This is a genomic window from Devosia sp. P2_G7 (assembly GCF_056403495.1).
Window position 1 is genome coordinate 127,247 of the sequence record NZ_JBFUFI010000001.1, and the last position, 21,060, is coordinate 148,306.

23 protein-coding genes are annotated in these 21,060 nt (G+C 64.8%); 4 read left to right on the forward strand and 19 right to left on the reverse strand.

From position 1 onward, the window contains the following. Window positions 1–166: 166 nt before the first annotated feature. The 5 genes from AC1DWU_RS00720 to AC1DWU_RS00740 all read right to left on the reverse strand — a co-directional run bounded on the left by AC1DWU_RS00720 (window position 167) and on the right by AC1DWU_RS00740 (window position 4,733). Window positions 167–556 (reverse strand): response regulator, encoded by a 390-nt coding sequence (locus AC1DWU_RS00720; protein ID WP_055046571.1) that lies wholly within the window; start codon window positions 554–556, stop codon window positions 167–169. Between the two features lie 98 nt (window positions 557–654). After that, window positions 655–1,701: a protein-glutamate methylesterase/protein-glutamine glutaminase gene (locus tag AC1DWU_RS00725; RefSeq protein WP_477148034.1), complete on the reverse strand. Its 1,047-nt coding sequence runs from the start codon at window positions 1,699–1,701 to the stop codon at window positions 655–657. Beyond that, window positions 1,698–2,561 carry a CheR family methyltransferase gene (locus AC1DWU_RS00730; protein ID WP_477148035.1) on the reverse strand — a complete coding sequence of 288 codons (864 nt, stop codon included), beginning with the start codon at window positions 2,559–2,561 and terminating at the stop codon, window positions 1,698–1,700. Before AC1DWU_RS00730 ends, AC1DWU_RS00725 begins: the two co-directional genes overlap by 4 nt. Window positions 2,562–2,581: 20 nt before the next feature. After that, complete coding sequence (locus AC1DWU_RS00735; protein ID WP_477148036.1) at window positions 2,582–4,096, reverse strand: methyl-accepting chemotaxis protein; 1,515 nt, start codon at window positions 4,094–4,096, stop codon at window positions 2,582–2,584. A 115-nt stretch (window positions 4,097–4,211) separates the two neighbouring features. Continuing rightward, window positions 4,212–4,733 (reverse strand): chemotaxis protein CheD, encoded by a 522-nt coding sequence (locus tag AC1DWU_RS00740; protein ID WP_477148037.1) that lies wholly within the window; start codon window positions 4,731–4,733, stop codon window positions 4,212–4,214. A 238-nt stretch (window positions 4,734–4,971) separates the two neighbouring features. On the opposite strand from AC1DWU_RS00740, the gene AC1DWU_RS00745 reads away from it, so the two are divergent. Further along, on the forward strand, window positions 4,972–5,325 hold the full coding sequence (locus AC1DWU_RS00745) for a hypothetical protein (RefSeq protein ID WP_477148038.1): 354 nt from the start codon (window positions 4,972–4,974) through the stop codon (window positions 5,323–5,325). Window positions 5,326–5,386: 61 nt separating this feature from the next. Here the strand turns inward: AC1DWU_RS00745 and kynU are convergent, their stop codons facing one another. Further along, window positions 5,387–6,607 carry a kynureninase gene (gene kynU, locus AC1DWU_RS00750; RefSeq protein ID WP_477148039.1) on the reverse strand — a complete coding sequence of 407 codons (1,221 nt, stop codon included), beginning with the start codon at window positions 6,605–6,607 and terminating at the stop codon, window positions 5,387–5,389. Window positions 6,608–6,810: 203 nt separating this feature from the next. On the opposite strand from kynU, the gene AC1DWU_RS00755 reads away from it, so the two are divergent. Further along, complete coding sequence (locus AC1DWU_RS00755; RefSeq protein WP_477148040.1) at window positions 6,811–7,851, forward strand: ABC transporter ATP-binding protein; 1,041 nt, start codon at window positions 6,811–6,813, stop codon at window positions 7,849–7,851. Between the two features lie 57 nt (window positions 7,852–7,908). Here AC1DWU_RS00755 and AC1DWU_RS00760 read toward each other — a convergent pair whose 3' ends face one another. The 12 genes from AC1DWU_RS00760 to phnG all read right to left on the reverse strand — a co-directional run bounded on the left by AC1DWU_RS00760 (window position 7,909) and on the right by phnG (window position 18,596). Further along, complete coding sequence (locus AC1DWU_RS00760) at window positions 7,909–9,036, reverse strand: alpha-D-ribose 1-methylphosphonate 5-triphosphate diphosphatase (RefSeq protein ID WP_477148041.1); 1,128 nt, start codon at window positions 9,034–9,036, stop codon at window positions 7,909–7,911. Window positions 9,037–9,106: 70 nt separating this feature from the next. After that, the gene (gene phnE / locus AC1DWU_RS00765; RefSeq protein ID WP_477148042.1) at window positions 9,107–10,423 is read right to left on the reverse strand and encodes a phosphonate ABC transporter, permease protein PhnE; all 1,317 of its coding nucleotides are present in this window, start codon (window positions 10,421–10,423) and stop codon (window positions 9,107–9,109) included. A gap of 12 nt (window positions 10,424–10,435) precedes the next feature. Further along, a complete protein-coding gene (gene phnE / locus AC1DWU_RS00770) occupies window positions 10,436–11,395 on the reverse strand; it encodes a phosphonate ABC transporter, permease protein PhnE (protein ID WP_477148043.1) in 960 nt (319 codons plus the stop codon). A gap of 74 nt (window positions 11,396–11,469) precedes the next feature. Then, window positions 11,470–12,384 (reverse strand): phosphonate ABC transporter substrate-binding protein, encoded by a 915-nt coding sequence (phnD, locus tag AC1DWU_RS00775; RefSeq protein ID WP_477148044.1) that lies wholly within the window; start codon window positions 12,382–12,384, stop codon window positions 11,470–11,472. A 71-nt stretch (window positions 12,385–12,455) separates the two neighbouring features. Next, window positions 12,456–13,292 (reverse strand): phosphonate ABC transporter ATP-binding protein, encoded by an 837-nt coding sequence (gene phnC, locus AC1DWU_RS00780; RefSeq protein WP_477148045.1) that lies wholly within the window; start codon window positions 13,290–13,292, stop codon window positions 12,456–12,458. Between the two features lie 182 nt (window positions 13,293–13,474). Beyond that, window positions 13,475–14,086: a DapH/DapD/GlmU-related protein gene (locus AC1DWU_RS00785; protein WP_477148046.1), complete on the reverse strand. Its 612-nt coding sequence runs from the start codon at window positions 14,084–14,086 to the stop codon at window positions 13,475–13,477. After that, the gene (phnL, locus tag AC1DWU_RS00790) at window positions 14,083–14,787 is read right to left on the reverse strand and encodes a phosphonate C-P lyase system protein PhnL (protein ID WP_477148047.1); all 705 of its coding nucleotides are present in this window, start codon (window positions 14,785–14,787) and stop codon (window positions 14,083–14,085) included. Before phnL ends, AC1DWU_RS00785 begins: the two co-directional genes overlap by 4 nt. Before the next feature lie 2 nt (window positions 14,788–14,789). Beyond that, the gene (phnK, locus tag AC1DWU_RS00795) at window positions 14,790–15,581 is read right to left on the reverse strand and encodes a phosphonate C-P lyase system protein PhnK (protein ID WP_477148048.1); all 792 of its coding nucleotides are present in this window, start codon (window positions 15,579–15,581) and stop codon (window positions 14,790–14,792) included. Then, window positions 15,578–16,456, reverse strand: a complete 879-nt coding sequence (locus tag AC1DWU_RS00800) for an alpha-D-ribose 1-methylphosphonate 5-phosphate C-P-lyase PhnJ (protein ID WP_477148049.1) — start codon at window positions 16,454–16,456, stop codon at window positions 15,578–15,580. The genes phnK and AC1DWU_RS00800 overlap by 4 nt, the downstream gene beginning before the upstream one ends. Further along, a complete protein-coding gene (locus AC1DWU_RS00805; RefSeq protein ID WP_477148050.1) occupies window positions 16,453–17,553 on the reverse strand; it encodes a carbon-phosphorus lyase complex subunit in 1,101 nt (366 codons plus the stop codon). Before AC1DWU_RS00805 ends, AC1DWU_RS00800 begins: the two co-directional genes overlap by 4 nt. 3 nt (window positions 17,554–17,556) lie before the next feature. Continuing rightward, on the reverse strand, window positions 17,557–18,147 hold the full coding sequence (gene phnH / locus AC1DWU_RS00810; protein WP_477148051.1) for a phosphonate C-P lyase system protein PhnH: 591 nt from the start codon (window positions 18,145–18,147) through the stop codon (window positions 17,557–17,559). After that, entirely contained in the window at window positions 18,147–18,596 is a 450-nt protein-coding gene (gene phnG / locus AC1DWU_RS00815; RefSeq protein WP_477148052.1) for a phosphonate C-P lyase system protein PhnG, read from the reverse strand. Before phnG ends, phnH begins: the two co-directional genes overlap by 1 nt. An 81-nt stretch (window positions 18,597–18,677) precedes the next feature. On the opposite strand from phnG, the gene phnF reads away from it, so the two are divergent. Next, the gene (phnF, locus tag AC1DWU_RS00820; protein ID WP_477148053.1) at window positions 18,678–19,415 is read left to right on the forward strand and encodes a phosphonate metabolism transcriptional regulator PhnF; all 738 of its coding nucleotides are present in this window, start codon (window positions 18,678–18,680) and stop codon (window positions 19,413–19,415) included. Window positions 19,416–19,440: 25 nt separating this feature from the next. After that, complete coding sequence (locus AC1DWU_RS00825; RefSeq protein ID WP_477148054.1) at window positions 19,441–19,590, forward strand: hypothetical protein; 150 nt, start codon at window positions 19,441–19,443, stop codon at window positions 19,588–19,590. Window positions 19,591–19,641: 51 nt separating this feature from the next. On the opposite strand, the gene AC1DWU_RS00830 is transcribed toward AC1DWU_RS00825, so the two are convergent. Continuing rightward, a complete protein-coding gene (locus AC1DWU_RS00830) occupies window positions 19,642–20,934 on the reverse strand; it encodes a Gfo/Idh/MocA family protein (RefSeq protein ID WP_477148055.1) in 1,293 nt (430 codons plus the stop codon). Window positions 20,935–21,060: the final 126 nt, after the last annotated feature.

Here is a 21,060-nt window from a genome sequence, read left to right on the forward strand (position 1 = left end):
GGCCCATGCACGACTGCGCAAAGACTAGGCACGGCGGATTAATTTCGTGTTACGGAACGATGCGTAGCCGCCCCAGCGTTTCCGGGCGTGTAGTCGATTACATCGGGCGCAAAAACAAAGGCCGCCCGGAAGGCGGCCTTGGCGGTTTCGGCGCTAGGCGAACGCCCTAGGACAACACCCCGATCACCGCCTCGATGCGCTTCTTCATCGTCGAGGCATCGAACGGCTTGATGATGTAGTTGTTCACGCCCGAGGAAATCGCCTCCTTGACCTGCTCCTTGTCGGAGCGGCCGGTGGCCATGATAAAGGGCATCGCCTGCGTCTTGGGGTGTTTGCGGATGACGCGCAGCAGCGTCAGCCCGTCGATATCGTCCATGTTCCAATCGGAAATGATCAGGTCGACACTGCTCTTTTCGAGCTTGCCGAGCGCATCGCGTCCCGATTTGGCTTCGACGATGTTGGTGAAACCCAGCTGGGTGAGGATGTATTTGCAGATGCCCCGCATCGACTGCTGGTCATCCACGATCATCACGCTGACTGCACTTGCCTTCGGCATAGTTACGCTGCGCCTTCTAGCTGCCCGGGAAACGCACGGGTCGCGTATCGAAAAACCCTAGGCACTTTCCGTTACCAAACCTTCAATCGATAGCCGCGTTATGCTGCGGATTTGAGCCGCGTCAGTGCCGCCGCCAGCCGGGCCGCGATACTCTCGACGGGCGCCTGTTCGATCACCGCGCCCTCTTCGAACGCCACGCGCGGCATGCCGTAGACCAGCGCGGAGGCCTGGCTCTGCCCCACCGTGTAGGCGCCGGCATCGCGCATCAGCTTCAGCCCGCGCGCCCCATCGCGGCCCATGCCGGTGAGGATCGCGCCCACCGCCATCGAGCCGACGGTCTTGGCCACGGATTCGAACAGCACATCGACGCTCGGCCGGTGTCCCGACGCCAGTTCGTCCTGTGTGACCCGGCACTTCAACTGGCCCGAGCTGCGCTCGACCCGCAGGTGGAAATCGCCCCGCGCCACGTAGGCATGCCCCGGCAGCAGTGGCATCCGGTCCTCGGCTTCGACCACCGTCAATTCGGTCAGTTCGTCGAGCCTGCCGGCAAAGCGTGTCGTGAACCCCGCCGGCATATGCTGCGCGATGACGATCGGCGGACAGTCCGGCGGCATCTGGCTCAGCACCACGCGGATCGCTTCGACCCCGCCGGTTGACGCGCCGATGGCGATCAGCGCACCGTTCGGCGCGGCAGCCGTGCGCACCGGCACCTTGGCCGGCGGTGCCTTCAAGGCGCGGCCCTTCACGTCGGAATTGGCTGCCGCCCGCACCTTCTGGCGCAGGTTCTCGCCAAACGCATCGAGCCCACCCGACAGCGTGGCATTGGGCTTGGCGACGAAATCCACCGCGCCCAGTTCCAGCGCCAGCAGCGTCTCGCTCGCACCCTTGGTGGTCAGGGTCGAAACCATCACTACCGGCAGGGGATGGAGCCGCATCAACTTGTCCAGGAACTGCAACCCATTCATGTTGGGCATCTCGATATCGAGCGTCACCACGTCCGGGTTGAGATCCTTGACCTTGCTGCGCGCCTCGATCGGATCTTCGGCCGTGCCCACCACTACGATGTCGCCGTCCTTGCCCAAGGTGCGGCTCAGCACCTCGCGAATGAGTGCGGAATCGTCGACGACCAGCACCTTGATGCTCATGCTGCGTCCCTAGCCTTCTGCTGTGTCCGGGCCTGGTAAATGGTCTTGCCCACCAGCCGGAAGTTGCTGCCGCCGGCACCCAGGTTCTCCGAGTGCCCGATATAGAGGAACCCTTCCGGCACGAGGATCGCCCCGAGCCGCGAGAACAGTTCGCCCTGTGTCTTCTTGTCGAAATAGATCGCCACGTTCCGGCAGAACACCGCGTCGAACGGGCCCCGCATCGGCCAGGGGTTGTTCATCAGGTTGAGCGGCTTGAACGAGATCAGCTCGCGCACCGCCGTAGGGATCTGCACCTGTCCGGCACCCGCTCGCTCGAACAGGGCACTTCGTTCCCGCGATAGCCCGTTGAGCTCTGCCTCGGGGTAGACCCCGCCGGCCGCCTTCGCCACGACATTGGTATCGATGTCGGTCGCGAGGATGCGGAAGTCCCAGCGCTTGAGCTCGGGAAGGGCAGCGAGCAGGCCCAGCGCGATGGTGTAGGGCTCCTGCCCCGTGGAGCAACCTGCCGACCAGATCCGGAGCTTCGGGCGCCCATTCGCCCCCATCCGTGGCCGCTGCGCCATCAACTGGCGCACGTAATTTTCGAGATGCTCGAAATGGTGATCCTCACGCCAGAACCGCGTCAGGTTAGTTGTCAACGCGTTGACGAAATCCTGCGCTTCGGCCGGTGTTCCCCGCTGCTCGAGATAGTCGAGATAGGCATCGAACGAGTTGAGCCGCAGCGTGCGCACCAGCTTGCCGAGCCGCGACACGACGAGCGTGCGCTTGGCCTCCGACAGCGATATCCCGGCTTCCTGATAGACGCGTGCCTTGACCCGATTGAACTCGCGGTCACTGAGGGCAAATTCGCCCTGTTCCATACTGCCCCCTGCGGCCCGTTCTAGGCCTGTCGTCTGCGCGCCGGGAGTTGCAGGGCTCTTGCCGCCTCCGACCCGACCGCAGCTACGCTGCCGTCCAGCCGGGCGATGGCGCCGCTGCCCTCATCCAGTGCACCGGCGATCATGTCCGTCTCATTGCTTAGATTCTCTAAATGCCCGCCGAGCCCGGACAGTATTTTTTTGAGCGATGCGGTCTCCGCCACCGACGCACTCGCCTCGCGCCGCGACACGCCGACCAGCGACTTGATCTCCCGGGCCGCCTTCTGCGTCGCCTGCGCCAGCGTCCGGACTTCAGCGGCAACCACGGCGAAGCCTGCGCCCTTCTCTCCGGCCCGCGCCGCTTCGACCGCTGCGTTAAGTGCCAGCAGATTAGTACGGAAGCTCACATCCTCGATATTGTTGACCATGCGGTCGATCTCGGCCGTCGTGCTCTCAACGCCACCCACCGACACGCTGGTGCGCTGCACCGCCAGCGCCGCATCTGCCGCCAGGGCCACGGCCTGTCGCTCCAGAGTGCGCACCGATTGCGCCTTGACCCGCCCCTTCTCGATGGCGCTCGACGCGACAGTGAGCCCTGCCCGGCTCTGGTCAGCGAGTTCCGCGAGACTACTGACGCTGGCGCGATAGCGGTCGATGGCTCGGAGGATCGCTTCCATCTTGGCTTCGAGCTGTTCCTTGGCCGCCACCGCCTCATCGCGCTCGTCGAGGATGGCTTCGAGCATCGTACCGAAGCGCCGCACCTCCGGCGCTAGGCCACCCGAGCCCATCAGCAACAGCGCGTCGACCTCTTCCCCTGCCAGCAACTGCCCGATCGCCTTTACGCCGCGATCGAGCTGTTCCAGCGCGCCGCCCAGCGCCTTCAGTGCGGGCGAATGCTGCATGCCCCAGTCGTCGAACCTGAAACCCGTTCGGCCGTTGCTGAGCGCCGTGACGAATGCGTCGAAGTCATCGTCGGCAATGTGATGGCCCGCCGGGGTAAACTCGATGATCGAGCGGCCGCCTCCCAATTCCCGCCGCTCAGCCACGTAACGCCGGTCACCCACCACGGCGATACTCTCCTCGGCCATGTCCTCGAGCAGCACGCCACCGCCCAGCACATCCGAAATCAGCCCGCCCTCCTCCGCCCTCGGCTCCACCAGCGCCAGGCCATTGCTGACCCCAAGCACCTCGCCATCGGCATCGACCAGCGCCGCTGGCTGCCGCATGCTGGAGAACGCTGACTTGAAGTTGTAAGCCCGATCCAGCCGGGTGCAGAGGCTTTGGACGATTGCCTCGAGGCTGGTGGCCTCGCCGGTCCGCACGCCTACCGCTTGCCCGATTGCCGCAAGTCGCCCAGCAAATGCACGGTCAGCGCGCAACGCCACGGTCATCGACCCGGCCATTGCGCCAACTGTCGCCAGAACCGCCAGCGCCGCGCTGGCTAGACCGACGCCGAACAGCAACACGCCGCCGAGCGCGATCAGCGCGGCGGCAAGCCAGCAAAGATTAGCGATGAGCGCTACGCTGAAGCGCCGCACGAATCACCGAGCCCCGACGGGCCTCCCCAGGCCCTCGCCGCGACCCTAAAACCGGAATGGTTAATCAAACCTATACTGCGCAGCCTACGCGTAACGACTTGGTAAGGCTGCCCACTCAGAACAGTTCGATGTCGTCGACCACCGGCTTGGTGATGATGCTGCGGCGGCTGGCGGCAACCGCCAATTCTTCCTTGGCGATCGAGGCGTTGGCGGTGTTGTCGAGCCGCTTGATGAACGCCCTGCCCGAGTAAGGCTTGAACATCACGCGGCGCGCGTAGGTGCCGCCGAGATCTTCCTTGGCCATCTCGTAGCCTTCATTAGCGAGGAACTCCCGCACGAACTCGATGTTCTTGAGCCCGATATCGTCGAGCGCACCGTTGATCTTGCCGCCCCCGAACACCTTGATCTCGAGGTTGGCCTTACGGCCCGAGCCGCGCGTCAGCACCTTGTTGATCAGTTGTTCCATGGCGAACGCGCCATAGCGCGCCGAGGCGCCGTAGCGATCGGCCGCCGACGCCGACTGTTCGGCGAGTAGGAAGTGGTTCATCCCGCCGACGTTCGCGACGCGGTCGCGGACGCAGGCCGAAATGCAACTGCCCAGCACGGTGGAGAAGGTGAGGTCGGGCTCGTTCGACACCAGGCAATCACCCTGATGTACGGTCGTCACCACACCACGATCGAACTCGGGAGGCAGTGAACTCGACAAGACCATAGTAACGTTCGACCCGAGAAAACCTAGTATGTCATCGTTACCGTCAATTCGTTAGTGAAGCGCTAACCAAACCGCTCGCGTTGACCCTGACCCGCCGCATTCGCAAGGAGCCATTCAGAAATCCGCGCTATGGTCGAGACGTACTACGGGGGTTTAGCTCTACATGTCTCTCCAAAGGCTCGCCCGCGAGCTCGATGAAACCGCACGCCAGACCGCCGGCATGGTGGAAGGCGTCACACAGGCCCTCGAACTCCTCGCCGACAGGTCGATGTCCGCTGACGAAGCGCGACGCGAGGCGGCCCGGATCATCGTCAACGCGCTCCAGGGCCAGGACCGGATCGAGCAGCGCTGCCAGAACATGGCACTGGCCGTGCGCCAGTTCGCCCTGCTGCCGCCGACCGCGCCGGATTCGGTCTACGAAGAAATCTGGTCGAGCCTGGTGCTCGACGAGTTGCGCGTGCCTACCCTGTCGGGTAGCGCCGCTCATGGTGTGCACGGCGAAGCCGAACTGTTCTGAGATTGCCGCGCCGGCGCCGCCCGATCGCCGCAACGATGAACAGCAATGAACGCCCTTGGCGTCAGACGACCTTGGCTCGTAGTTTGTACTGCGGCCGGTCCCACGCTCCGGTTCTCATCACCTCCCCCAGAATGCCCGCCGCCCTCTGCACATCGGCGAAGCTGAGATAGAGCGGCGTCAGCCCGAAGCGCAGAATATCCGGCTCGCGGAAATCGCCGATCACCCCGGCAGCGATCAGCGCCTGCATCACCGCATATGCCTCGGGATGCCGCAGTGAAACCTGCGTGCCGCGCCGAGCCCGATCGGTCGGCGTCGCAAGTTGCAGTTCCGGCGCAAGCCGCGCAACCTCATTGGTGAACAGCTCGAACAGTGCATCCGCCTTGGCGCGCAGCGCCGTGAGATCGACGCCGTCGAACACATCGAGCGCCGCATCCAGTGCCGACATCGACAACACCGGCGGCGTACCCACACGCATCGCGCCGATGCCTTCGGCCGGCCGATAGGTCTCGGCAAAGCTGAACGGCGCTGCATGGCCGAGCCACCCGGTCAGCGGTTGCCGCAAGCCATCGAGATGCCGCGGCGCCGCGTAAATGAATGCCGGCGCGCCCGGCCCGCCATTGAGATATTTGTAGCCGCACCCAACTGCGAAATCGGCGTCGGCGCGGCTGAGATCGACGGGGAACGCTCCTGCGGAATGCGCCAGGTCCCACACTGTTAGCGCCCCGGCAGCGTGCGCCGCGGCAGTCAGCCCGACCATGTCGAGCCGCGCCCCAGTGCGGTAGTTGACCTCGGTCAGCAACAGCAGGGCCACGTCGTCGCTTAGCGCTCCGGCGATGTCTCCGGCTTCCACCAACCGCAGTTCGTGCCCCTGCCCCAAGAGTTCGGCCACACCCGCCGCGATGTAGGCGTCGGTTGGAAAGTTGTGCCGCTCGGAGAGGATCACCTTGCGCCCCGGCCGCAGCCGCAGCGCCGTCACCAGCGCCTTGAACAGGTTCACCGAGGTGGAGTCGGCTACCATCGCCGTCCCTGGCGCCGCTCCGATCAGCCTGGCGATGCGCTCGCCGACCCGGCCCGGCAGGTCGATCCAGTCGTGGGTGTTCCAGCTCCGGATCAACCCCTCGCCCCATTGCGTGGCGACGACGTCGTTGACTCGCGCCTTCACCGCCCGCGGAAGCGCCCCCAGCGAGTTGCCATCGAGGTAGATGATGCCATCCGGGAGGTCGAACAGCGCCCGGGTGCGGGCGAACGGGTCTGCGGCGTCGAGAGCGGTGATGTCGGTCATGCCTTGATCAATAGCGGCTCGAACGGGAAGGGCAAGCCAGCCCGCCAACAGGTCTCTTCGCCATACGGTATGCTACTTTAGTATTAGAGTTTTCTTAGACTTTGGTATTATGCCGTACGAACCCGCCTTGACGCTGGCCGAACCTGTCGCCGAAGGTGCGGGGGAAAGCGGGCACACTCCCCGCGCTAGGGACGAGGAACCTCATGGCACCTGTAACCATCAACAAGGCCGGCAAGCACTACGGCGGCTTTGAAGCGCTGAAGGGCGTGTCGGTCGACATTTCCGACGGCGAATTCGTCGTGCTGGTCGGCCCGTCGGGATGCGGCAAGTCTACCCTGCTGCGCATGATCGCCGGCCTCGAGGAAATCACCTCGGGCGAGATCGGCATCGGCAATCGCGTGGTCAACGACCTGCCGCCCAAGGAACGCGACATCGCCATGGTGTTCCAGAACTACGCGCTCTACCCGCACATGACGGTCGCGCAGAACATGGGCTTCTCGTTGAAGCTCAAGGGCGTGCCCAAGACCGAGATCAAGGCCAAGGTCGATCGCGCCGCGCAGATCCTCGGCCTCGAAAAGCTTCTCGACCGCCAGCCGCGCCAGCTCTCGGGCGGCCAGCGCCAGCGTGTCGCCATGGGCCGCGCCATCGTGCGCGATCCGCAGGTCTTCCTGTTCGACGAGCCGCTGTCCAACCTCGACGCGAAGCTCCGCGTGCAGATGCGCTCCGAGATCAAGGAACTGCACCAGCGGCTGAAGACCACCACCATCTACGTGACCCACGACCAGGTCGAAGCCATGACCATGGCCGACAAGATCGTGGTCATGCGCGACGGCGTCATCGAGCAGATGGGCACCCCGCTCGACCTGTATGATCGTCCGCTCAACACCTTCGTCGCCGGCTTCATCGGCTCCCCGTCGATGAACTTCATCAACGGCCAGACCACACCCGAGGGCTTCAAGACCACCGACGGCATCCTGCTCCCGACCATTCCGGGCGCCACCGACGCCGCCATCTACGGCATCCGCCCCGAGCACCTGCACCTCGATCCGAACGGCATCGAGATCGAGGTCATCGTGCTGGAGCCGACCGGTTCGGAAACCCAGGTCATCGGCCGCATCGGCACGCAGTCGATCAACGGCATCTTCCGCGAGCGCATCACCGCGCAGCCGGGCTCGAAGATCAAGGTGGCGCCGGACCTCTCGGTCGTCCACTTGTTCAACAAGGACGGCAAGCGCGTGAACTGAGGTTCAGCGTAGAATTGAGTGAGACCGCCGCAGGGAACTGCGGCGGTCTCACTGTTTCTAGAGCACCCGCCGCCCTTCGCGCCAAACTGTGCGCACTACAGGGACACCCTCGAGGCTGGCGACCTGCACCAGGTCGGCGCGCTTGCCGACGGCGATCTCGCCGCGATCCTCGAAGCCGGCGGCACCGGCCGGATGCCGCGTCACCATCGCCACTGCCTCGGGCAGCGTGATGGTATCTTCCAGCGAGAACACCGCCTGCATCAGGCTAAACGGCACATAATCCGACGACAGGATGTCGAGCAGCCCGGCCTCGGCCAGCTGGCGAGCCGACACGTTCCCCGAGTGCGAGCCGCCACGCACGACGTTCGGCGCCCCCATCAGGATCGACATGCCGCCATCGCGTGACGCCTGCGCCGCTTCGAGGCTGGTGGGGAACTCAGCAATCCTGATGCCGCGCGCGGTGGCGTCCGCAACCTGCTCGACCGTCGCGTCGTCGTGGCTGGCGAGGACGATGCCCATCTCTCGTGCTTTGCCGGAAATCGCGTCGCGATGCGGCAATGCGAACTCGGCCGATTCACGCGTCCGCCGCTCGGCGAAGGCTTCGAACTCGGCGTCCGACATGCGCTTTTTCTTCTGGTAGTAGTTGCGATAGGCCTCGACCGAAGCGAACTGGCGCTGCCCTGGCGAATGGTCCATCAGCGAAGCGAGCTTCACGAGCCGGTCGCCCTCGAAGGCGGCGAAAGACTCAAGGCAATCAGGCGCCGCCACTTCGCAGCGCAGGTGGATGTAGTGGTCGGCACGCAGCCACCCGGCATCGACGCCGGCATGAATCGCCGCGCCGAGCTTCAGGAAATCCTCCGCCTGCATGCCGCTGTCATCATTGAGCCCGACACGCAGTGCGTCGAACACCGTGGTGATGCCGGAAGCCGCGACCTGCGCGTCATGCGCCTGCACCGATGCGATCGGGTTCCAGCGCACGCCGGGGCGCGGCGCGTAGTGACCTTCCATGTGGTCGGTATGGAGCTCGACGAAGCCCGGCATCAGGTAGTCGCCGTCGAGATCGATGCCACCGGCGAACGGCGCGCCGACATCGGTGATGCGACCATCGGTGACCTTCACCGAGCCGAGGATCACCTCGTCGGCAAGCACGATGCGGGCATTGGTGAGGATCAGTTCGTCGGTCATTGGAGGTCGCTCCCGTTAGGCCCCGCGCCTAGCGAACAATTGTGACAGCCGAAAGAAGGCGAGGCGAAAGCTACTGCTGCCGGCCGATCAGCCGTGAGCGCAGCGCATTCGAGATGTTGTCGAACACGAACACCACGATGAGGATCAGAATCACCATGTAGAAGACGTTGGCCCAGTTCGAATTGGTGCGCATCGCCTCCCAGAGCTTCAGCCCGATACCACCGGCGCCTACTGCACCGATGATGGTCGCCGAACGGGTGTTCGATTCCCACTGGTATAGCGTCTGCGAGATCATCACCGGCAGCACCTGCGGCACCACGCCATAGCGCTGCACCTGGGTCGGGCTGGCGCCCACCGACTTGATGCCCTCGCGCTCCTTGTCGTCGATGTTCTCGAGCCCTTCGGAGTAGAGCTTGCCAAGCGTTCCGACCTCGGTGAGGAAGATCGCGCCGATGCCGGCGAGCGGCCCCGGCCCGAAAGCGCGGGTGAAAAACAGCGCCCAGATCAGCATATCGACCGAGCGCAGGAAGTCGAAGAACCGCTTCACCCCGTGATTGGCAAAGCCAGACGGTGTGATGTTGCGCGCTGCGAAGAACGCCAGCGGGAAGGCGATCAGCGACGCGAACAGCGTGCCGACCAGCGCCATGACGATGGTCTGCAGCAACTTGACCCACACGTCGCCGTGCTGCCAGGAGCCGTTGTTCCAAATGTTGTCGAAGGCCAGTTCGAGATTGCTATGATTGGGGTCGAGCCGCTCGGGGCTCCACAACAGCGCCCACACCTCGCCAGCCGATTTGCCGAAATAGGGCGAGTTCGTATCGAAGATGAAATTGGCCCAACCGAGCACGCGCTTGTTGATCTTGACCCGCTCCGGCGACACGCGAACATTGCCGGCAAAGCCGAAATCGGCCACCACGTCGCTCCCCTTGATGGCGAGCCAGTCGGGTTGCGCGCCCTCGATGCGCGGCACCTCGCCGCGATGGATCACCACCGTCTGGCCTTCGTAGGTTACGCTCACATTGGCCTTGGAGAACGTCGTCGCCGTGCCCGGCCCGGCAATCTCGACCGTCGTCGCGCCATTGCCCTCGGCGATGATCCAGTCCGGATTGGGGTCGTTGCCCAGCGGTCCGAAGCGCGGCCATTTCGGCTCGATGGTGGCGCCGTCGAGCCGGAACTCGGTGGAGATGTCGTAGCTGATCCACTGCGCCAGCATGTTGCCGGCACGATCCCACTTGGCGTCAGCCAGGACGCTCGGCAGCGCGAAGAACCACACCGCATAGGCGAAGTAGAGCACCACTCCAATGAGCAGGACCAGCGGCAGGAAGCGCTTGGCCAGCGATTGCCGGAATACGGCAGGAAAGCGTTGTTCGATGCTGAGGTCGGTCATTTCAAGTTCACCTCAGGCCGAAACGAGGAACGCCTGGTCGCCGACGAGCTTCTTGCGAAGCCAGCCGGAGAACTGGTCGATGACGAAGATGGTGATGAACAGCAGTGCGATCAGCGCCAAAGTCTTGGCGCCGAAGCCGCGCGAGATCGAGAGCTTCAGCTCTTCGCCGATACCGCCGCCGCCTACCGCACCGATGATGGTGGAGGCGCGCACATTGATCTCGAAACGCAGCAGCGCATAGGAGGTGAAGTTCGGTGTGACCTGCGGCATCGCCCCGAAGCGCACCCGCTCCAGCCAGTTGCCGCCGGCCGCCTTCAGCCCCTCATCGGGCTTCATGTCGATGTTCTCGATCACCTCGTAGAACAGTTTCCCGAGCGCGCCGATCGTGTGCATGCCCACCGCAAAGATCGCCGCGATCGGGCCAAGGGAAAGGACCGCCGCAAAGAACCCGGCGACCACGATCTCGGGGAAGGCGCGGAGAATTTCCATGAAGCGGCGCACGAAGAAGCGCACCGGTGCGATCGGCATCATGTTGCGGGCGGCGAGAAACGCCAGGCCCAGAGCACCGATGAAGCCGATCATCGTCGAGACCAGCGCCACGTTGATGGTGATGACCATCAGGTGCAGGTACTCGGGGATGTAGAAGTCGGGGGTTATCTGCAGCCGTCCATCGGGGAAGTTGGTCTCGAAGGTCCCGGTGTCGTTCGGCGTCGGCAGGTCGAGCAAAGCACGCCAGACGTCGTTCCAGTCCTGCGGGATCAGCCACGAGGTGAAATCGAACAGGTGCGGCAGGCGCTCAACGAAATGGCCCGCATTGCTCTCGTCGGCGAGCTTCAAGGAGAAGAACAACACGACGGCGAGCAGACCCAGCCCGATGAGGCTGTAGAGCCGGCGCTGCGCGCTGAGCTTGCGCCAGGCGCTGTCGACGTGATGAACGACGTCCGAGCCGGCGTCGGGTGCGGTGAGGGTCATGTGCTGGGTCTGGCCTGTCGCTGGATAGACTTGGGGCGGATGCTTGTCGCACCCGCCCCAAAACGATCACTGGATCAGCCGCCGATCGACGCTTTGCGGGCGTCGATGATGGGCTGGTAGAATTCCGGCTTCACCGGGACGTAACCGGTGAAGTCGCCGCCTTCGATGGCGTTGAAGCAGGCAACGTCGGTCTTCGGCAGGTTCATGTAGAAGTCGTTTATCTTCTTGATCCACTCATCGCCGAGCGCGGTGCGGGCGACGGTCGGGCCATTCGGGATCAGCGGCGAGCGCCACACTTCGACGACGTCGTTCATGTCGAGCATGCCCTTGGCGACCATCTTGTGCGCGGTGCCCGAGGTCCAGCCGTCGGTGAACTCGCCAACGCCCGAGGCGTCGTCAACGGCCACGTCGACCTTGCCGTCGAGCATGGCGAGCACGTTGTTCTCATGACCGCCATTGAACGAGGTCGCAGCGAAGAACTTGTCGTTGGCCTCGCCCGTGGTGGTCGGGATCTGGGTCAGCGGGATCAGGTAGCCCGAGGTCGAGTCCGGATCGGCGTAACCGAGCTTCTTGCCTTTGGCGGACATGATGTCGGTGATGCCCGAGTCCTTGCGAGCCAGCGCGATCGAGTGATAGCCGGTCGAGCCGTCAGTCTGCTGGGTGGTGAACATCGGCACCACGGCCTTGGGGTCGGCGAGGAAGATCTTGGCATAGCCCGAGGCGCCGAGACCGGCGACGTCGAGGGTACCGCCGAGCAGGCCCTGGATCACGCCATCATAGTCGGCGGCCGGGAACAGCGAGACCTTCTCGAAACCAAAGGTTTCCTTGAGGTGGTCGGCGAGGCACTGGTAGTTGCGCAGCCGGTCGGCTTCGTTTTCGCCGCCAAGGATGCCGATGCGGAATTCCTTGATTTCCTGGGCGAAGGTGGTGGTCGCAGAGGCGCCCATGGCGACGAGCGCCACGGTGCTCAGAAGAATGTTCTTCAGCATAAATCTCTCCTGTTGAAGGTTTCCGCCCCGCCTTGCATGTGCGGGATTGGGAAAGTCGCTACGCGCCGCCGTCAGTTGACGAGTACGGGTTCGGCGCGGATTTGAGTGACCGGCGGCGGCGTGAAGCCCCGGATCGAAGTCGAGGTAATGGCCTCCGAGAAGGCCTCCTTCAGGCCATCGGCACCGTAGATCTCGCGCGCCGCGGCCTCGGTCAGTTCGTCCGCCGTGCCGTCGAAGACGACGCGGCCCTGCGCCATGCCGATGATCCGCTCGCAGTAGTTGCGGGCGGTATCGAGGGTGTGGAGGTTGGTGATGACGGTGATCTTCTGCTGCTCGTTGATGGCCTTCAGCGAGTCCATGACCACCTGCGCATTGCGCGGATCGAGCGAGGCGATCGGCTCGTCGGCGAGGACCATCTTTGGCGTCTGCATCAGCGCCCGGGCGATGGCGACGCGCTGCTGCTGGCCGCCCGAAAGGGTGCCGGCCCGCTGCAGAGCTACCTGGGCGATGTCGAGCCGGTCGAGCGCCTTGATGGCATCGACGCGCTCCTGGTGGGTGAAGACGTTGAACAGGCTCATCAGCGTCGAGCGGCCGTTGAGCCGGCCGAGCAGCACATTGGTGAGCACGTCGATGCGCGGCACCAGGTTGAACTGTTGGAAGATCATGGCGCAGTCGGAGCGCCATTCGCGCAGCGCCGCGCCGCCCAGCGTGGTGACGTCACGGCTGCCGAAAGCGATAGTGCCATCCGAGGTGTCGGTGAGCCGGTTGATCATCCGCAGCAGCGTCGACTTGCCGGCGCCGGAGCGGCCGATGATCCCGACCATCTGGCCTTCGGGGATTTCCAGATTGACGTTGTCGACCGCTGTCTTTGCGCCGAACCGTCGCGACACCTTGGAAATCTTCAGCATGCGTGGACCCCGCTAAGCAACGGGACTGACACCTAAGGCCGCAACGCGAAGCACGGATGAAGGTTCGGTGACGTGTTCATGACAGTGGAAAAGGCCGGAGTCACACTCGATAAAGCATTGAGGGCGCAGCCTTTTCGCTGCGCCCTCAATAGATCGATAGTCGCGGCAGCGCGGCTTGGACGCTAGTTTTCGTACTTCTCGAGGAAGGCTTCGATCTCCAGTGCGCGGAAATCCGGCAACGCCCGGTGCAGTTTCTCGTGCTCCCAATCCCACCAGCCGAGCGCCAGCAGTCGGTCGGCGATGGAGCCGGGGAAGCGTTGGCGGATCGGTTTGGCGGGGACGCCGACAGCGATGGCGAAATCCGCGACGTCCTTGGTGACCACCGCGTTCGAACCAATGATCGCGCCGTGGCCGACCCTTACGCCCGGCATGATCACCGCGCCGTGGCCGATCCAGGTGTCGTGGCCGATGCTGATACCGTGATCGGCGCGCCAGTCGAAGAACGCCGCGTCGTCCACCTCGCCCTCAAAGTACCAGCTCGAGCGGTAGGTGAAGTGATGCAGCGAGGCGCGCTGCATCGGGTGCTTGGATGCATAGATGCGGACGTTCGCTGCGATGTTGGCGAACTTGCCGATCTCGGCATAGGCGACCTGGGTACCGTCGACGAGGTACGAATAGTCCCCCAGCGTCGAGCGGTGAACGTCGCAGTTGGCGCCGATCTCGGTGTATTTGCCGAGGACGGAATCCCGAACCGTCGCGGTCGGGTGAATCACAGGCGTTTCCGAGAGCTTCACGCGGCTTTCCTTGGGGCGAACAGGGTGACATCGACGATGCGGTCGGCGACCTGGGCGCGGACTTCCTCGTCGTGGAAGATGCCCAGGAGAGCAACGCCGGCGCGTTTCTTTTCGGCAATCATCTCGACCACGACGGCGCGATTGGTGGCATCGAGCGAGGCCGTCGGCTCGTCCAGCAGCAGCACCGGATGCGGGGTGATGAAGCCGCGGGCAATGTTCACCCGCTGCTGCTCGCCACCGGAAAAGGTGGCGGGCGGCAGCGACCACAGCCGCTCCGGCAGGTTGAGCCGCGCGAGCAATTCGCGAGCCTTTTCAGTGGCTTCGTCGCGTGGCGTGCCGCGGCCGACCAACGGCTCGGCCACCACATCGAGCGTAGAGACGCGCGGCACGGTGCGGAGGAACTGGCTGACATAGCCGATGGTGTCGCGGCGCAGGTCGAGCACGGTGCGCGGGCTGGCTGTCGCGAGGTCGACAGGCTGGCCGTGATGGATCAGCGAGATCGAGCCGGCATCGACGCCGTAATTGCCGTAGACCATCTTGAGCAGCGACGACTTGCCGGCGCCCGAGGGGCCGCCGAGGACGACGCATTCGCCTGCACGGACCTCAAAATCGACGCCGTTGACCACCGGCAATACAACACCATCCCGCAGGTGCATCGTGAAACTCTTGGCGACGTCGCGAACAGTCATAAGTGCGGTCATCGTCACACCTGCAGGATCGAGGAAACGAGAAGTTGGGTGTAGGGCTCGCGCGGATCGTCGAGCACCCGGTCGGTGAGCCCCTGCTCGATCACGTAGCCGTCCTTCATCACCATCATCCGGTGCGACAGCAGCCGCGCCACCGCCAGATCGTGGGTGACGATGATGGCCGAGAGCCCGAGATCAGAGACGAGCCCGCGGATCAGGTCGAGCAGGCGCGCCTGCACCGACACGTCGAGCCCGCCGGTCGGCTCATCCATGAACACGAGTCGAGGATGGGTGACGAGGTTGCGGGCGATCTGCAGCCGCTGCCTCATGCCGCCGGAGAAGGCGCGCGGCTCGTCGTCGACGCGATCCTCGGCGATCTCGACGCGGCCGAGCCACTCGATGGCGGTGGAGCGGATCTTGCCATAGTGCCGGTCGCCCACCGCCATCATCCGCTCGCCGACATTGGCGCCGGCCGAGACGGTCATGCGGAGGCCATCGGCGGGGTTCTGGTGCACGAACCCCCAGTCGGTGCGCATCAGGAAGCGGCGCTCGGCTTCGCTTAAGTCATAGAGATTGCGCCAGATTTCGTCGCGCATCCGGTACTCGGCGAGGCCGGAGGTGGGCTCCAGCCGGGTCGAGAGGCAGTTGAGCAAGGTGGTCTTGCCCGAGCCGGATTCGCCGACAATGGCCAGCACTTCGCTGGGCCACAGTTCGAACGATACGTCGGCGCAACCCATCCGGCTGCCATAGAACTTGGTGAGCTGGTCGACCCGCAGCAGCGGTTCGGTAGCGGAAATTGCCGGGCTCATTCTGCTGCCTCCAGGGCGTGGCCGGCGAGCTTGCCGCGATGGCCATGCTCGCGGCGGTCCTCGCAGTTGTCGGTGTCCGAGCAGACGAACATGTGCCCGCCGTGATCGTCGAGGATGACCTCGTCGAGATAGACGCCGGTGGCACCGCACAGCGCGCACGGATCGTCGAAATGCTGGATCTCGAACGGGTGGTCCTCGAAATCGAGGCTCACGACTTCGGTATAGGGCGGCACGGCGTAGATGCGCTTCTCGCGGCCGGCGCCGAACAGCTGTAGCGCCTCCGACATGTGCATCTTCGGGTTATCGAACTTCGGCGTCGGCGAGGGGTCCATCACGTAGCGGCCCTCAACCTTCACCGGGTAGGCATAGGTCGTGGCGATGCGGCCGTGCTTGGCGATGTCCTCGTAGAGCTTGACGTGCATCAGCCCGTATTCCTCGAGCGCATGCATCTTGCGCGTCTCGGTTTCGCGCGGCTCGAGGTAGCGCAAGGGCTCGGGGATCGGCACCTGGTAGACCAGGACCTGGCCCTCGGTGAGCTTGGCCTCCGGGATGCGGTGACGCGTCTGGATGATGGTCGCTTCCTCGGTGTGCGTGGTCACCGCGACATTGGCGACCTTGGCGAAGAAGGCGCGGATCGAGACCGCGTTCGTCGTGTCGTCGGCGCCCTGGTCGATGACCTTGAGCACATCATCCGGCCCGATGATCGCCGCGGTGACCTGCACGCCGCCGGTGCCCCAGCCATAGGGCATCGGCATTTCGCGGGAAGCGAACGGCACCTGGTAGCCGGGGATGGCGATGCCCTTGAGGATCGCCCGCCGGATCATCCGCTTGGTCTGCTCGTCGAGATAGGCGAAGTTGTACTTGGCGATGTTCATTCTGCCGCCTCCGGATAGGCTTCTGCTTCGTCGGCAACGTCGTGCTCGGCGCGCATCTCGCGCAGCAGGCCGAGTTCGCCCTGGAAATCGACGTAGTGCGGCAGCTTCAGGTGCTCGACGAAGCCGGTCGACTGCACGTTGTCGGAGTGGGAGATGACGAATTCCTCGTCCTGGGCCGGATGGTTCACATCCTCGCCCAGTTCACGCCCCCGCAGCGAGCGGTCGACCAGCGACATCGCCATCGCCTTGCGCTCGGCTTGACCGAAGACGAGGCCGTAGCCGCGGGTGAACTGCGGCGGAACCTTGGCGTTGCCTTTGAACTTGTTGACCATCTGGCACTCGGTGACCCGGATGCGCCCGAGGTTCACGACAAAGCCGAGCTCGGGGATATCGAGTTCGACCTCGACTTCGCCGATGCGGATTTCGCCGACGAACGGGTGCGAGCGGCCATAGCCGCGCTGGGTGGAGTAGCCGAGGGCGAGGAGAAAACCCTCGTCGCCGCGGGCCAGCGCCTGCAGCCGCCGGTCGCGGTTGAGCGGAAACTCCAGCGGCTCGCGGGTGAGATCGCCGATCTCATCCTGCTCTTCGGACACATCGGGCTCGATCAGCCCCTGATGGTCGAGCAAGTCGGTGACACGCGGCGCGTGCTCGTCTTCGCTGGCACGGGCCACCGCTTCATCGACTTCGGCACCCTCTGCAATCGCGGGATCGAGCAGTCGGTGCGTGTAGTCGAAGGTGGGGCCGAGCAGCTGGCCGCCCGGCAAATCCTTGAAGGTCGCCGAGACGCGCCGCTCGATCTTCATCGCCGCCGTGTCGATCGGCTTCGAATAGCCAAAGCGCGGCAACGTGGTGCGATAGGCGCGCACCAGGAAGATCGCCTCGATCAGGTCGCCGCGCGACTGGATGATGGCGAGCGCCGCAAGCTCGCGGTCATAGAGCGAGCCCTCGCCCATGGCGCGATCGACCGCGAGGCCGAGCTGTTCGATGATCTGGTCGAGGCGCAAAGCCGGCACCGAGCGATCGCCGCGACGGCGATCGGCGAGCAGCCGGTGGGCATTGGCAATGGCGGCCTCGCCGCCCTTGACGGCAACATACATCGCTCAAGCCTCCGAAATGCGGGTGGTGCGCGGCAGGCCGACAACCGTGCCGTCGCGAACAAGCAGCAGGTCGACGCCACGCGGAAAGCGGGTGCGGTTCTCCGCCCACTGGTCGAGGAAATCGCCAGCGGGGAGCGGCAGCTCGGTGGTGAACTGGTCCTTGATCCCGGGCCCCTTGAGCGTCACCGCCTGCCTGGACGTGCCGACAGCCAGCACGACGGTGGTCGAGCGATCCGGATACTCATCGGTCCCCTGCCCGAAGGCATCGAGGCGTGGCAACTGGCTCGCATCGATGACGAGGGCGAACGCTGCCTCGCCGACATCTGATGTCAGCGGCGCGCCGCAGTGGAAGGCCAGCCACGAGGTTACCGCCTCGTTGGCGGCGAGCACCGGATCGAGCCAGACCAGTGTGTCGTGATCGCAGAGGGTCAGCGCTACTGCCCCGAGTTCGGGGGTCAGCGGCGCCGGCGGAGCGGCGTCCGACGCGATCGATTGCACCGTGCCCGGACGGGCCAGCGCATCCATCACGGCGCGGAAAACGTTCTGCGCGCCCAGCACCAGGTCGGCGAAGCCGCCTTCGATCGTGGTGTCCATCAATCGTCTCCCCGGACCATGGTGAAGAAGTCGACCTTGGTGGCCGCCGTTTCGTCGCGGAGCTTCGCATCCGCCGCCGCCTGCTCTTCGCGCAGCGGCTTCAGGACCAGCGTTTCGACCGCCTCGGCATTGCGCTGCAGCAGCGCGTCGAACAGCGCCGACTGCACCGCCTTGTCGCCGTCGCGGCCGAGGCAATAGGCGTGCCCGACCTCGCCGGTTTCGAGCCGCACCGTGGCGCGGGTCACCGTCGCTTCGCCGAGGTTGAAGGCGTTGCCGCCGCCACCGGCGCGGCCGCGCACCATCACTAGCCCGGTCTCTGGACCACGCACCTTGTGATAGGCGGGCTTGTCGGACCAGGCGGCCCAGAGCTCGCCGAGCCGCTTCGGCGTGGCGTGGCTCAACACCGCCATCGCCTCCTGCCGGGGGTTATTCGCAGGCGCCTGTTGCATTGGCTCTTGCTCCAACTTGTATAGTAAAATAGACAAGTGATGTCGTTTCGCCCCGCTATAGGCCGACCGTGTGAAGATGCAATGACAATCTTGAGCCGAACCGAAATCGCCCCTGCCGGAGGGGTGGCGCTGTGGCGCCAGATCGCCGACGCCATCCGCCTCGAAATCATCGGTGGCAAGCTCGAGAGCGGCGACAAGCTGGATGGCGAGCTGACGCTGGCGGACCGCTTCGGCGTCAACCGGCACACGGTGCGGCGGGCACTCGCCGTGCTGGAAGAGGAAGGCGTGCTGCGGGCTGAACACGGCCGCGGGACCTTCGTCGCCGAGGCACGACGGCTGAGCTATCCGATCGGGCGGCGCACGCGGTTTTCCGAGGGCTTGGCGGGACAGGTGCGGCAGCGCAGCAGCCAGTTGCTGTCATCGAAGATCGAGCGGGCGACGGCGCGGCTGGCGGAGGCGTTGGCGGTGAAGCTGGGGACGCGGCTGATCCGGCAGGAGACCGTATCATTCGCCGATGGCCGGCCGCTGGCACGCGCGACGGGCTGGCTGCCGGAAGCGCGGTTCGCCGGGTTCGATGCGGCTTACGTGGAGGCCGGGTCGGTTACGGCGGCGCTGAAGCGCTACGGCATCGAGGACTATTCACGCGGCTCGACGCGGATTTCGGCGCGGCACGCCACGACCGATGAGGCGCAGGCGCTGAAGCTGGCGCCGGGGTCGGTGGTGCTGGTGTCGGACGCAGTGGATCTGGATGCAGACGGGGTGCCGATCCACGCGATGTTGACGCGGTTTCCGGCGGACCGGATGGAACTGGTGGTTTAGCTCTTACGGACAAATGGAGGGGAAAATGGAAGCCAATGCCAATCACGACGGTCATCGCGTAACCCACCGGCACCGCCTGCACTGGTTTGAACGAACGCTGGCCGTCCTGACGACGCTATCGGCTGTAGGGATCATGCTGCTGGAGGTTGGGCGAAGCCTGGTGCTCTGGCCTTAGGTCTCCCTCCCCCTTGTGGGGAGGGATCAAGGGTGGGGGTGGCCCCACGCACTACCGCGCCAGATTGATCCCCGCCTCCGCCAGCATCTTGTCCACATCCACGGTCCGCCCCGACGCAATCGACGCGTTCGCCGCGATGCCGGTGAGGATCGACCAGGCGCCTTCCTTGTGCGTCGAGGCGCGGTTGTAGCGATCCGGTTCCATGCTCTCGGGCTCGAACAGGTAGCCCAGCATGACCGGGTCGGCGCCGCCGTGGTCGCCGTGGCCGGCCCACACGTCGACAGCCTCCGGCAAACCGCCGGCGAGGTGCAGCGTCGTGCTCATCGCGTCTTCCTGCGCCTTGTCGCGGACGCCGCCGAACACGCCGTGCACTTCGACATGCCGGTGCGTCAGCTCGCCCTTGGTGCCGTGGAACTTGATCTCAAGGCCTTCCCAAGGGCTGTAGGCGCAGAGCGTATAGTTGAGGAACACGTCGTTGGCGTATTTCACCTGCACCTGCATGGTGTCTTCGATGGTGATGTCGTCGGCGAACACGCACTTGTCGCGCAGGTACCCGTCGTCATCCTCGGCATCGAGATAGAGTTCGCGTAGCGCCGGATCGCCGGCGAGGTCGAGCCGGTAGTCGCATTGGTCGAATACCGGGCAGCCGTGGCAGCGCTCGCCATGGCCGCCGAGCCCGAGCTCCTCGGCCATCTCCGGCGTGTAGAACACCCGCTTGCCGTTGGCGCTGACGGTCTTGGGGGTCGAGGCGACCCACCAGTTCATCAGGTCGAAATGGTGCGTGGATTTGTGCACCAACAGCCCTCCGGATTTCTCCTTGTAGCGGTGCCAGCGGCGGAAATAGTCGGCGCCGTGCACGCGGTCGAGATACCAGCGGAAATCCACCGCGGTGATGTCGCCGATGACGCCCGACATCAGCAGGTCTTTGAGCTGCGTGCGGGCCGGCGTGTAGCGATAGTTGAAGGTGACGGTGAGCTTCTTGCCGCTCTGCCGCTGCGCCTCGAGCACGGCGCGGAGCTTCTGCAGATCGACCGTCATCGGCTTTTCGGTCATCACGTTGCGCCCGGCCTTCAGCGCCGCGACAATGTACTCGTGATGCAGGTAATCCGGCGTCGTGACGATCACCGTGTCGGGCTGCTGCTCGACGATCATGCGCTCGAAATCGGCCGCCTCGTAAGTGGCGATGCCGTTGCCCTGCTTCGGGATCTTGCCGGCGGAGAGGGCGAGCCGTGTCTCGTTCACGTCGCAGAGCGCGACCAGGTCGTTGCCCACCGCATGCGTCTCGGCAATCGCTTTGCGGAACATGGCGTGGCGCCCACCGACGCCAACTATCGCGTATTTCAATTGGGTAGTCCTCGTCCGGATGGATACGGCCCGGATTCCTCCCGCAGGCCGCCCACGCATAATTCACCGTCTGGTTACTTAGTCAAGTCGGCGCTTGGTCGGGGTGGGTGGCTTGCTTAGCCGGGG